The 11,549-nt window shown below is 60.8% G+C and carries 12 protein-coding genes; 6 read left to right on the forward strand and 6 right to left on the reverse strand.

Features of this window, described 5'->3' with window-relative positions:
- Positions 1-409: 409 nt before the first annotated feature.
- The 3 genes from NW841_RS03645 to gmk all read left to right on the forward strand — a co-directional run bounded on the left by NW841_RS03645 (position 410) and on the right by gmk (position 2,280).
- Positions 410-874 carry a hypothetical protein gene (locus tag NW841_RS03645; protein WP_414385416.1) on the forward strand — a complete coding sequence of 155 codons (465 nt, stop codon included), beginning with the start codon at positions 410-412 and terminating at the stop codon, positions 872-874.
- A gap of 388 nt (positions 875-1,262) precedes the next feature.
- Positions 1,263-1,532, forward strand: a complete 270-nt coding sequence (gene remA / locus NW841_RS03650) for an extracellular matrix/biofilm regulator RemA (RefSeq protein ID WP_414365713.1) — start codon at positions 1,263-1,265, stop codon at positions 1,530-1,532.
- Positions 1,533-1,626: 94 nt separating this feature from the next.
- The gene (gene gmk, locus NW841_RS03655) at positions 1,627-2,280 is read left to right on the forward strand and encodes a guanylate kinase (protein ID WP_414385418.1); all 654 of its coding nucleotides are present in this window, start codon (positions 1,627-1,629) and stop codon (positions 2,278-2,280) included.
- Positions 2,281-2,656: 376 nt separating this feature from the next.
- Here the strand turns inward: gmk and NW841_RS03660 are convergent, their stop codons facing one another.
- From NW841_RS03660 to NW841_RS03675, 4 genes are all read right to left on the reverse strand, one after another.
- Complete coding sequence (locus NW841_RS03660) at positions 2,657-3,001, reverse strand: ArsR/SmtB family transcription factor (protein ID WP_414366079.1); 345 nt, start codon at positions 2,999-3,001, stop codon at positions 2,657-2,659.
- Between the two features lie 131 nt (positions 3,002-3,132).
- Complete coding sequence (locus NW841_RS03665; protein WP_414366080.1) at positions 3,133-3,444, reverse strand: antibiotic biosynthesis monooxygenase family protein; 312 nt, start codon at positions 3,442-3,444, stop codon at positions 3,133-3,135.
- A gap of 3 nt (positions 3,445-3,447) precedes the next feature.
- Positions 3,448-4,194, reverse strand: coding sequence for a phosphoadenylyl-sulfate reductase (locus NW841_RS03670; protein WP_414366082.1), 747 nt, complete (start codon positions 4,192-4,194; stop codon positions 3,448-3,450).
- 75 nt (positions 4,195-4,269) lie between these two features.
- Positions 4,270-5,193, reverse strand: a complete 924-nt coding sequence (locus NW841_RS03675) for a metallophosphoesterase family protein (protein WP_414385421.1) — start codon at positions 5,191-5,193, stop codon at positions 4,270-4,272.
- A gap of 236 nt (positions 5,194-5,429) precedes the next feature.
- Between NW841_RS03675 and NW841_RS03680 the strand changes: the two genes are divergently transcribed.
- Together NW841_RS03680 and recJ are read left to right on the forward strand one after the other, a co-directional pair.
- Entirely contained in the window at positions 5,430-5,597 is a 168-nt protein-coding gene (locus NW841_RS03680) for a hypothetical protein (protein ID WP_414337946.1), read from the forward strand.
- A 133-nt stretch (positions 5,598-5,730) separates the two neighbouring features.
- Positions 5,731-7,971, forward strand: coding sequence for a single-stranded-DNA-specific exonuclease RecJ (gene recJ / locus NW841_RS03685; protein WP_414385423.1), 2,241 nt, complete (start codon positions 5,731-5,733; stop codon positions 7,969-7,971).
- A gap of 23 nt (positions 7,972-7,994) precedes the next feature.
- Here the strand turns inward: recJ and NW841_RS03690 are convergent, their stop codons facing one another.
- The gene (locus tag NW841_RS03690; protein WP_414385425.1) at positions 7,995-8,309 is read right to left on the reverse strand and encodes a hypothetical protein; all 315 of its coding nucleotides are present in this window, start codon (positions 8,307-8,309) and stop codon (positions 7,995-7,997) included.
- A 582-nt stretch (positions 8,310-8,891) separates the two neighbouring features.
- On the opposite strand from NW841_RS03690, the gene NW841_RS03695 reads away from it, so the two are divergent.
- A complete protein-coding gene (locus NW841_RS03695; RefSeq protein WP_414385427.1) occupies positions 8,892-9,119 on the forward strand; it encodes a hypothetical protein in 228 nt (75 codons plus the stop codon).
- On the opposite strand, the gene NW841_RS03700 is transcribed toward NW841_RS03695, so the two are convergent.
- Entirely contained in the window at positions 9,099-11,237 is a 2,139-nt protein-coding gene (locus tag NW841_RS03700) for a tetratricopeptide repeat protein (protein ID WP_414366089.1), read from the reverse strand. The two genes, NW841_RS03695 and NW841_RS03700, sit on opposite strands and share 21 nt — an antisense overlap.
- Positions 11,238-11,549 lie beyond the last annotated feature (312 nt).

Consider the following 11,549-nt stretch of genomic DNA (forward strand, 5'->3'; position numbering starts at 1 on the left):
AGCACCTCTGATGCGCCAGTGCGAGTGCTGGTTATCTCCGCGCAGGAAGACTGGGCCATTGCCACCGCCTGCCAAAAACTGTTGCAAGGGGAATAGGCATTCTAGGCAGGTTTTCTCCTTGTCAACAACTGGCTCCGTAAGACCCTCCCCCGACTATGGGGCCAAGGCCGTGGGTAGGAGATCTGCTCCCCAAGAGAGGGGCTGAGGGATGCCGTGACCTCCTCTTGCACTCCTGATAATGCATGGAGGGCCGGCTTCAATCGCTTACGCCACGCTCTGCGAACGCTTCAAATCGTGTAGTCCCTTCCTCCTACCCCCGGCCCTGACTCTTACAGGGCGGGGCTTATCCACCCCCGCACCCCCAGCGGTTAAACTCGAAACCAGGCCCATTTCAAAGTCACGGGAAACTATGCAGCCTGCACAACGCTTGCGCAGAGGGATCCCCCTGCTGTTGCTCCTAGGCGTCGGTTTGGCAGGATGTGGGGAGACGACCGGCAGCAACCCCCTGCCAACGCCGATACCGCCTCCCTCCCTCACCATCACCGATCTCTCGCCACGCACCGTCTCCGTAGGGCAAACCCCCACCTTTGTGGTCTCCTTCCGCGTCGAGGCCCCTGCCGGGATCCGCGGATCCAACGCTTTCTTGGCTGCCGTCACCACCCCGCTGGGTAACTTTGTCACCCTGGGGGCTTTCGACGCTTCCCAATTGCCCGGCTGCTTTGTCGGAGCCACCGCCTGTACGGTAACAGGGCTTACCCTGACGCAGAACCGCTTTACCGTTACCCAGACGGGATCCCATCAACTCACCATCAGCGTTTTCGATCGCCAGGAGCGGCTGGGCAGCGGCAGCTTTACCTTTAACGGCCTGCTCTGAAGCTCAAAAGCAGAATAGGGCCTTCAGCAGTTGCCAAGCAAAACGCCGCAGAGAATCTGCCAACGCAAGGGGTCTCCTCGCCATCGCAGACGTTGACGAGGCTTTGCTACTCTGAGGACAAAGCCATTTCCAGTAGCCATAGAACGGCTTGCTGGCCAATACCTGGACTTTCTTGGGGGAAAAGGCTGAGGGCCGCAAAGCATGGAAAAGCCTCTCCAGTCCTGGCCAAGCTCCACCAACTGAGAGCCCACCCAACCTCGAGAGGACTTGCCGATCCGGCAGAAACCTTTACAGGTCAGGGCCTTGCCGGTCAATGCTGAGCGGCAGTTTGACTTGCTACCTTAATGAAGGCTGCTGGCCGGACAGGCGCTAGATTGGCTCACCACCCATGGATACTCGCCTAATCAACATCGGCTTTGGCAATATCGTCGCCGCCGGGCGTGTTATCGCCATTGTCAGTCCTGAGTCAGCTCCCATCAAACGCATCATTAGCGACGCCCGCGAAAGAGGCCAGTTGGTGGACGCGACCTACGGTCGCCGCACCCGCGCCGTAATCATCACCGATTCCGGGCACGTCATCCTCTCGGCCATTCAGCCCGAAACCGTTGCCAACCGCTTCCTCACCGCCAAGGTTGGGCTGACGGAGGAACCTGAGTAAAAGCCTCACAAGCAGCCTGCGAGGCCGAGAGTGAGATATCCTAAAACAAACCAAACAAGCCAACTGTCCAGCCGTCCTTTGTCGCTCTCCGCCTATGGCAGTTTCTCCCACTACGCTCTCCTCGCCAACTCCCCCTGAGTGCCTGCAGCAACAGGAAGCCCCTCGGCCTCCTGCCACTCGCGGTCGCCTGGTGGTTTTGACAGGGCCAAGTGGGGTGGGCAAAGGCACCCTGGTCAGCCAACTGCGCCAGCGCCACCCCGAGCTGTACTTTTCCGTCTCGGTAACCACCCGCCCCCCCCGCCCTGGGGAACAGGAAGGCGTCAACTACTACTTCCGCACTCGCGAGGAGTTCCTCAACCTGATTGAAGCCGATGAGTTGTTGGAATGGGCCCAGTACGCAGGTAACTTTTACGGCACTCCCCGCGAGATCGTGTTCAAAAAACTCAGCCAGGGTCAGGATGTGCTGCTGGAAATTGAACTGGCCGGGGCCCGTCAGGTAAGACAACAGTGCCCCGATGCCATTCGCATCTTCCTGTCTCCTCCTTCGCTAGAAGAGCTCGAACGCCGCATTCGCGAACGCGGACAAGACTCTGAAGCCAGCATCCAACGCCGTCTGCAACAGGCTCGCAAAGAATTGGATGCCAAAGACGAATTCGACTACGTGATCGTCAACGACAATCTAGAGCAAGCTCTGCAGGAGTTGGAAGCCTTGCTTTATCCTCCCTCCCCAAGGAAGGGGCAATCCTAGGGGCTCTGCGACTCCACGCGCTTTTTTCCCGAGAGCTCGCGTCTTTTTTTAGCTAAAAATCGGAGGCACGAGGCTTGGCATCCACGCCAAGTGCTCGCATAGCACTGAATTGGCTCTAGAAACGCCACGGGTGCAAGTAGCCACACGGTAACTGTTGCCGAGAGCATCGGCAGCCGGCTTCTCAGGTGCGGAAACTCCTGTTCAGGCTTCACCAAGACAGGGTAGGGGGGGTGAATCTGAAGAGGAAGTATCTGCTGAGCCAGTTTGAGATTCCTTCGCGTCAGCGGGCCGTAGGCTCTGGAGCGGGGGTTATGGCGTCCCCCCCAGGGCCAGGGCCGCGGGGCAAGCAAACCGCGCCTCAATCGAGGATAAACATCTAGGGATCCTCCGCACAGGGGACGGCAGCCTCAGAGGGGGCAGCTTGTCCTAGGCTATCCAAAAAATGCTGCAAGAGCTGAAAGCGAGGTGGGTTAAGACTGTAGTAGATCCAGCGCCCCTGCTGGCGAGCGTTGACCAACTGCGCATCTCGCAAGGTCTTTAAGTGAAACGAGAGCTTGGATTGGCTTATCTGCAGCTTTTCGCAGAGATCGCAAACGCACAGCTCGCGCCCACGCAACAGTTGCAGTGCGCGCAGGCGAATTGGATCAGAGAGAGCGTGAAATCCCTCCCGTACCTGCTCACACAGCAAATCCCCCTCTACCTTGGCCAACCACGAAACCATCCTTCAACTAGGGTAGCAAGAGCTTTGCGCCCCCACCGGCAAACACTCCTCCCACCCCAGTTGTTCCTGGGCTGGGAAGGCCGCCATTGCTCTGCAGCACCGGCGCAACCCTGGGTTCGCACTGCCTCTCATCAGGCCAACCCCGGCAGCAGTTGGTAGTGCAACACCTGCGGTGGCCGAGCAAAGTAGGGCTCGAGGAGGGCGCGCCAGCGGACAAAGTTTTCCGATTGGCGGAAGTTAACCAGATGGGCCTCCAGGGATCTCCACTGTACCAGCAACAGGTACTGCTGAGGGTACTCTAAACAGCGCTGCAGTTGGTGCTGCCGATAGCCATCGGTTTGTTGTAGGTAGACAAAGGCTTGCGCGATGGCAGCTTCGAAGGCAGCTTCAGAGCCGGGGGTGACTTCAAACTGAGCCACCTCCAGGACAGGCGAAGGGTTCATAGGCTAGGTATGCAGGCCGCACTCGGTTTTGGCTGTGCCCTTCCAGCGGCCGGAGCGGGGATCCTCCCCCGGCTCCACCGGCGCCGTACAGTGGATGCAGCCAATGCTGGGATAGTTGCGGTCGTGGAGGGGATTGTAAGGGATCCCGTGGTCGAGAATGTACTTCCAGACTTGGCCGTTTGTCCAGTCGGCGAGCGGGTTGAGCTTGAGGCGGTTGCGCTTGCTATCCCACTGCACCTTGCCGATATCGGCGCGGGTGGAAGACTGCTCGCGGCGCATCCCAGTAATCCAGGTGGTGCAGTTGGCCAGGGCGCGATTTAGGGGTTCCACCTTGCGGAGGTTGCAGCAGAGGTCAGGGTTGGTGCGGTACAGCTCCGGCTCATACTGCGCTGCCTGCTCTTCCGGGGTGAGCAAGGGCTTGAAAACCTCCAGTTGCAAATCGGGGTAGCGCGCCAGCACCTGTTGCTGGAGTTGCAGGGTTTCCGGGAAGTGAAAATCGGTATCTAGGAAAAAGGCGCGAACCTGAGGGCGAATGGCCGTGAGCAGATCGATGAGAACCAGATCTTCCGGCCCAAAGCTGCAGGCCAGCACCAGCCCGTCCCCAAACTCCGCCACGGCCCAGGCCAGCAGGTCACTTGCAGAAAGAGGCTCAAATCGCTCGCTCAGAGAAGCTACTTGCGGCTGATACTGCTCTCGTAACGCCTGAGCCGCCAGCTCCCAGTGGCCAGAGGAAGAAAGGGTTGCAGTCATAGGGGAAAGATACCAAATCCAAGGCTCTTTGCCTTTTTAATCTACACTAATTCGGTCAAGGTTTAGGATTTTTGGCTATTGGGCAACCGCGGGCAGGGATCGGGCTCCCTTGGCGCGCAGGGGGATTTGTCCCCAGCGATCCCGACGAACCCCCATGACCAGGCCATGCCAGAGAGGTCTGGGACCTGGCTCCGGCAGGTGAACCCAGTGGTAGCGCAGGATGCCTCGGCGTGGGTTGACGTCCAACTCAAACACCCGCAGAGCGGAGACCGGCCCCACCAGAGGAGGCGCTGTCAGGTAGGGGATCCCGTCCTGCACATAGACCCTCGGCACGTGCAGATGTCCACTCAAGACCGCCACCACCCGCCCGTGGTCGGCTAAGAGGGTATGCAGCGCTGCAGCTTGCTCGCTGCGGAGCCGGTACTTGCGGAACAAAACCGCATCCATGTGGGTGGGGGAGATAAAGGGAGGCTGATGGATGAGCAGGATCAGCCATTCCTCGGGCACCGCCTGTAGATGTTCGCCTAACCAGTGCAGTTGCGAGGGGCGCAGCACGCCCTGGGGCAGAGGGAACTGGCCCAGGCTGGCATCGAGGGCAATCAAGCGGATCCCGGGCAGGGGGGAAAGGCTGTAATCGACGTAGCCCGTGGGGGCAAGGGGCAACGGAAATTGACGTTGGCACCAGCGGATAAATTGCTCCCGGTTGAAGCGCCCCTCCCTCCCCAAGGTATCGATATCGTGGTTGCCGAGGCTGAGGTAGTAGGGCACCCGCAGTTGGGCGAGAATCTCCTGGAACAACTCAAAGCTCTGCGGATCGGCTTGATCCACCAAGTCGCCAGTGAACACCACAAAGTGTAGATCGGGCACTTGGTTGAGATGGGCAACAGCAGCTTCCAACTGGTGGCGAGGGGAATCGGACATCCACCAGCAGCGGCACCCCGTCTCCGGCATCAGGTGAACATCTGAGACTTGGGCAAAGCAAATCCTTTGGGTCGCCATCACCTAGGCACTTATTCACACCTCACGCCCGCATCATAGTCAATAACCAGCCAGAGGGCTATGGGCTTCTCTTAACCTCTGCCGGGGTACCGAAGGGGAGTTGCGGTTGCTGCGATTTGGAATCACGACCAATGAGTCTGATTCTTGTTCCGGCGCCGCTGCCAAGCAACTGCTAGGGTGTAGCGACACGGATCTTCGCCAAGAGGATCCCTTAGTTCAAGCAAGGAGAAAAAATCATGTCTGCTACCACCCTTGTTCGTTGCGCCTGTGAACACTGCAACTGCAGCTTCGAAAGCAGCCAAGGCTATCGCTACGAAGGCCAACTCTACTGCAGCGAAGCCTGTGCCACCCATGACCACGCCCACCCTTCGCCTTGCTGCGTGGCCTCTCACTGCTGTCAATAGCAGGTTGGCAGGGATCGCTCACCCCGGCTTTTGCTTTCCGGGATCCCGTGTTGCTTCTCTCCCTGGGCAGTTTTTGATACGCTCCTAAGGAGCTTTATCCCTATCGGCCCGGGGGCCGGCCCAACCCGTTGGCATGGAATACCGCTGGGATCTGCTGTCCACTCCACCCCAGTTTGATCCGGAGCTGAGCCGAGAATACGGCAAGTATGCAGCCAAGGTGTTGGCCTTGCGTGGGCTGCACAGCCGGGAACAAGCGCGGGCCTTCGTCGATCCTAATCGGTATTCTCCCACGCCAGCGGAATCCCTGCCGGATCTGGAGCGGGCGGTGGCGCGGCTGCTGGAAGCCAGGGAAAAAGGAGAAACCCTCTGCATTTGGGGAGATTTCGACTGCGATGGCGTTACCGCCACCAGCCTCTTGCTCTCGGCGTTACAGACCTTGGGCTTCCGAGTCCAGTTCACCCTACCGCTGCGCAGCAGCGAAGGGCATGGCTTGAACCCCCAGCGGCTACAGCAGGTGCTGGCTCAGGGCTGCCAAGTGCTCCTGACGGTGGATTGCGGCATGGGCAATGCCGCCGAAATTGCTGCCGCCCAAGCCCAGGGGGTGGATGTCATCGTGGCGGATCACCACACCCTGCCAGATCCCTTGCCCCCTGCCTATGCTGTCATCAATCCCTTGCGTCTGCCAGAAGACCACCCGCTGCGCTTTCTGCCGGGGGTGGGGGTGGCCTACAAGCTGACCGAGGCCCTCTACCAAGCACTGGGGATCCCGGGCGTAGAAGAGCACCTGGATCTGGTGGCGGTGGGGATCGTGGCCGATGTGGCGGTGTTGCAGCGGGAGTGCCGCTACCTGGTGCAGCGGGGCCTGGTGAGGCTGGCCAAGACGCAGCGTCCGGGGCTGCGGGTTCTTTTGGATTGGGTGAGCAACGGCCAATCCTCAGGAATGCCGACAGCCCAAGACATCGCCTTTCGCCTTGCTCCCAAGCTGAACGCCATTGGCCGTTTGGACGATGCCAGCCTGGCGGTGGAGCTGTTGACCACCTCCGATCCGCAGCGGGCCCAGACGCTGGTGGAGCATTTCGTTGCCCTCAATGAGGAGTGTCGGCAGCTCACCCAACAGGTGCTGCAAGAGGTCAGCCAGCAGGTGGAGAGCTTGGATCTGGCGCGGGAGCGGGCCATCGTCCTGGCCGGAAGCGGCTGGAATGCAGGGGTTTTGGGAATTGCCGCGGCGCGCTTGGCGGAGCAATACGCTTGCCCCACGGTGTTGATCGCCAAAGATGAGAGGAGGGGACGGGGCTATGGCTCGGGCCGCTCGATTCCGGGGGTGAACCTAGTGGAGGCCATCGAGGCCGTGCGTCCCCTCTTGCTGGGGGGAGGCGGACACCCCATGGCTGCCGGGATCCAAGTAGAGCTGTCTTGCCTGGCCGCCGTACAACTGGCTTTGCGGCGGGAGCTAGCCGCGCGGGTTAGCCCGGATCAGCAAGCTCGCGCCCTGGCGGTGGAGATCGTCATCGATTGGGAACTGTTGGCCTCTCAGGGCCGGGATAGGGTGGCAGAGCTGGACGAGGTGTATCGGCAGTTGCAGCTCCTGCAGCCCTTTGGCCACGGCAATCCCAACCCCGTCGTAGCCCTGATGAACGTTCGCCGTGGTAGCGTCCGGCTGGGAGTTTCTCAGAAGGGTCGCCACCTGAAGTTTGAGCTGGGATCCCGTACCCTCTGGTTTTGGGAAGCCGGCGAAGAGTTGGAGCGGTGGCAAGAATGCCGGGCCTTGGACATCGCCCTGCAGTTGGAAGCCGACGCCCAAGGCAAGCAGCCCTGGCAGGGCAAAGTACTGGCGGTGCGCCCCTCTGGTAACTGGCAGGCGCCCACCGTTTCCGTCCCCAGTCTTCAGATCCGGGATTACCGGCAACGCCCCTTGCCGGATTCCCTCAAAGGAGTCCTCTGCTACGATGGGCAGGCCCTTCCTCTCGATCAAGACTTCCTCCTGCCGACAAAAACAGCCCTGCTGCTGGCCCGCTGGCCCTGGCTGCCAGCAGACTTGGCCCAACTGCTGCAACAGGTGCAGCCGCAAACGCTGATCCTGGCTGCTTCTGGCCACCGCTGGGAGCGCCTCCCCCACCAAATCGCCCAACTCCAGGAATTGGGGCGGACAGGCCGATGGGATCCCCATGTCCTGGCGGCGGTAACCGGCTTGCCCTGGCAGTGGCTGGCGGAATTGGAGGGGCCGGAGCAGATCCCGACACGGCTGCTGGGCCGTATTCAAGAATCCCAAGCTTTTCACCGCTGGCTGGACGAGGTCAGCGCCGCCCAGATTGCCCAACTCTGCCAACGGCTGCTGCAACCGGATCCCCTGCCAGCGGTTTTTCCTCCGAAGTAGAAGACGACAACTGGGCACAACCACTAGCCAACTTTGGGATTGGGCACCAGGCTTAGCCCTGCCGGCTGGAGTTGTGCATCTTCGGCTCTGTCGGGCAGCAGGCGCAAGGGGGAACCAAAGCGGCCAACGGCTATGGTGTTGTACAAGCCCGGCACCTGGCGGATGGATCCCTGACGTAGGCAGCGGTGCAAGCGCCGCAGCAAAAATAGATCGGCCTCGGAGCACTCATCTCGGAACAGCCTCACGTTGAGCTCGTGTTCCTGAGCAGCGGTGAGCAGACCGGTCATCATGGCAGTTTGAATGATTTGCTGCACAATCGTGCTTTTGATCTCGCTCATGGTGTGGATGCTCTTGGATTTAGACTTTTCGCTGGTTTTATTCTCGACAAGACCCTTTGAAATGAGCTCCGCCGAATGGCGGATTGGATATACGCACTTTGCCGGCTTTTTCGCTGCCCAAGATCCAGGGTCCTTCACTGATTTATAAGCTTCGACTTTGCTCAGATCCCATGCGGATAGAAACCTATATTGGCGATGCGTCAGACTTTCACATCTAACTCGAAGCCAGAGCAGCAATTGGATACGTAGGGATCCAATCTTCGCTGCAGTGCGGGATTAGACTCAACAATGGGTTGTTTGAACTTGCCAAAGAGTGGCCGATTCCATGATTTTCCGAGCCGTTGTTTGAAGCTACAAACAGATGTCTGTAGCAATACGGAACTGGGAAGCGTCGCTTGTTACCGACAAATGGCGTAGGCTGGATTGGCCTTTTATCTGGGCTTTGTGGGACAGGAAGGCACCCAGGATGAGCGGCAACTTTGTGTTGTGTTAGGGTGGGGGCACTCTGTGGTGGCGGTTGGCTATGTCGGAAAGTCCCCAACAAGTTGGCTGTGCTGCCCCGCTGGGCTGCTGCGGCTGGGGTTGTCTGGATCTGCTGGCGGTGTTGGGCTTGGGGCTGGTGGGGGCAGGGATGGGATCCGCGCTTCGGGAGCCTATCGCACCTACCAATTGGCGGTGGAGCAGCTCGCACAGAATGCGGTGGTGGAGCGGCTGGGGGATCCCCTGCGTCCGGGCTGGCCCTCGCGGCTGCGCTTTCAGGGCGCTATAGGGATTGGCAAAAGACAAAGGCTAAGCGGAGGGATCCGGTAGGGGCTTACAGTCTACCAGTTGCGGCTCCTCTTGAGGAGTGAGGGTTTTCAGGTCTAGCAGTGCCGTTCCTGCCGGCGCCTCAACAGCGGGGCTCTCGGCGAGGTTGCCCAGCAATAGTTTCTGCAAAGCAGCCTGGGCCGGTTGAAACTGGGGATCCAGCTCCAGGCAGCGCTGCAAACTGGCCTGGGCCGCTTCTCGCTGGCCGGCCTGTAGTTGGATCAACCCCAAGGTATGCCAGAAGGCGGGCCGCTGCGGCTCCAGTTGCGTAGCCCGTTGGGCGTCGGCCAGGGCCAGCTCCAACTTCCCCAGCTTCAGGGCCTCCCAGGCGCGGTTGTTGAGGGCCACCGCGTCTTCTGGGGTGAGCTCCAGGACGCGCGAGTAGGCTTGCGCTGCTTTCTCTGCATCCCCCAGGTCGCCATAGACCAGGCCCAAGGCAAACCAGCCCCAGGGATCCCGTTCGTTGAGGCGGGTCATCTCTTGGGCGGCGGCAAGGGCTTCTTCCAATCGGCCCAGGCGGCGCAGGCTGGTGATCTGGCCAAACCAGCAGGCAAAGCTGCCAGGACGCTGCTGCACCAAGCTCCGGAACTGCTCCAGGCTGGCCTCGTATTGCCCCAGCTCCTGCTGGGCCACTGCCAGGGCGTAGCGAGCCGGGAAGTCCTTTGGCCGGATTTTCAGGGCTTCCTCGAAGTGGATGCAAGCCTCCTTTAGGTAGCCCAATTTCTGGAAGGCCACGCCGCGGGCGTACCAGCTTTTGGGGTTGTCGGCGTCGTAGCGCAGGGCACGTTCCAGGGCTTTGCTGGCCAGCCGATACTGCCCCAGGCGCAGCAGAGCCACCCCTAGGTTGTGGAGCGTAATGGGATCCCGGCGGCGCAGCCGCAGCGAGCGCTTGTAACACTCGATGGCCGAGCGCAGCCGCTGGCAGTGGAACAGGGCATTGCCTTGGTAGCGCCAGACCCGGCCACTTCTGGGGTTGAGCTTCAAAACCCGGGCAAAGCTGGCCGCCGCCGAGCTGGGCCGCCGCAGCCGCCGCAACACGATCCCACGTGCCAGCCAGGTGCGGGGCTGTTGGGGGTTGTAGCGCAGCGCCTTGTTCAGGCTGTTGAGGGCCAGCTTGGGCCGCTTGAGTTGCATGAGGCGAATGCCGCGGTTGTGCCAGGCCAGGGCGTCCTCTGGGTTGCTCTCCAGCACCTTGTCGTAGTTGACCACCGCCGCTTTGTACTGACCCAGGCGCCCCAGAATCAGGGCCAGGCGCAGCCGCGTCTCCTCGTCGTAGGGGTTGATGCTCAGGGATCCGTTGTAGCTATCCACCGCCTCGCGGTAGCGGGCCAACTGCACCAGCACATCGCCGCGGCGGCTCCAGGCCAGGGCAAAGTTGGGATCCATATTCAAAGCGCGGTCGTAGGCGGCCAGGGCTTCGGTTAGGTTGCCCCGCTTGCGCCACTCCTCGGCCCGATCGAATTGAATATCGGCGCTGTTCCACTGGAACAGGCGCTGAAGAAATTGCAAAATGGCAATCTTGCGTGCCCCTTCCTCCGGTGTGGCAGAGGGCATTTCGCCAGTGGCAATGCGCAGGATGGCTAGCTGAATGGCTCGTAGGAAAGCTTGGAACCCCCGCACTTCCTCATCTTCAGGAGGTTCCTCGCGGCGGTGGTATTGCAGCCGAAATCGCTGCAGATCTCCAGGGGTGGGAAAGCTGGGATCCAAAAAGTGCATCAGCTCCCGGGCCCGGTACTCAAACAGCACCGGATCTTCCTCAGAGCCGCTAAAATCCAGCAGCGGCGCTTCTGCCAGGGGGCGGGGCAGCTCGGCGGGCGTGTGAAGTAGGGTCAGCAGGCGCTGGTTCTGTCGGGGCGGAGCGTGGGAGAAGCCGCTGTAGAGCTCATCTCTAGGCCAGGGATTGGCGACAAATTCCGGTGAGGCCACCACCCCGATCCAGCGGCATTGTTCGATGGCCAGTTGCAGCTCCAGCCGGCGGTCGTCTCCCGGCTGCAGCATCCAGCGGTCAAACCAGACCTTGAAGTCCTCCCGATCCAGCCGCTCCGCCAACTGCCGCGCCCAACGGGCCTGGGCCCGGTGGTAGCGCAGGAAGAGATCGAACTTGTAATGCCCGGAAGACATGAACGTCGGCTCGCTGCTCTTTTCCAGCTTATCCTCGCTGCTCTTTTCCAGCTTATCTTTGCCACCGCCTCGGCGGCTTGGGGCGTTGCCCTTCCCCGACTGCAAGATCGGCGATAGTTGAGGAAGGGTTGGTCAGGAGGGGGAGATGGCAAGCGGAGTGCTGGCGATTGCCGCAGCGATTGGCTTGGTGGTTTTGCTGTTGGAAGCGATTCGCTATCGCCGCTGGGGATCCCTGCACCGTTGGCAGCCGGCAATGGGACTGGGCCTGGTGGCCCTGGCAGCGCTGGGGGCGGGGCTGGGACAGTTGCCGGA

The sequence above is a fragment of the Synechococcus sp. H60.3 genome, assembly GCF_047462295.1.
Taxonomy (GTDB): Bacteria; Cyanobacteriota; Cyanobacteriia; order Thermostichales; family Thermostichaceae; genus Thermostichus.

Coding starts and splice junctions, on each gene's coding strand:
- NW841_RS03645 (WP_414385416.1), top strand. CDS start 410: ATGCAGCCTGCACAACGCTTGCGCAGAGGGATCCCCCTGCTGTTGCTC.
- remA (WP_414365713.1), top strand. CDS start 1,263: ATGGATACTCGCCTAATCAACATCGGCTTTGGCAATATCGTCGCCGCC.
- gmk (WP_414385418.1), top strand. CDS start 1,627: ATGGCAGTTTCTCCCACTACGCTCTCCTCGCCAACTCCCCCTGAGTGC.
- NW841_RS03660 (WP_414366079.1), bottom strand. CDS start 3,001: ATGGTTTCGTGGTTGGCCAAGGTAGAGGGGGATTTGCTGTGTGAGCAG.
- NW841_RS03665 (WP_414366080.1), bottom strand. CDS start 3,444: ATGAACCCTTCGCCTGTCCTGGAGGTGGCTCAGTTTGAAGTCACCCCC.
- NW841_RS03670 (WP_414366082.1), bottom strand. CDS start 4,194: ATGACTGCAACCCTTTCTTCCTCTGGCCACTGGGAGCTGGCGGCTCAG.
- NW841_RS03675 (WP_414385421.1), bottom strand. CDS start 5,193: ATGGCGACCCAAAGGATTTGCTTTGCCCAAGTCTCAGATGTTCACCTG.
- NW841_RS03680 (WP_414337946.1), top strand. CDS start 5,430: ATGTCTGCTACCACCCTTGTTCGTTGCGCCTGTGAACACTGCAACTGC.
- recJ (WP_414385423.1), top strand. CDS start 5,731: ATGGAATACCGCTGGGATCTGCTGTCCACTCCACCCCAGTTTGATCCG.
- NW841_RS03690 (WP_414385425.1), bottom strand. CDS start 8,309: ATGAGCGAGATCAAAAGCACGATTGTGCAGCAAATCATTCAAACTGCC.
- NW841_RS03700 (WP_414366089.1), bottom strand. CDS start 11,237: ATGTCTTCCGGGCATTACAAGTTCGATCTCTTCCTGCGCTACCACCGG.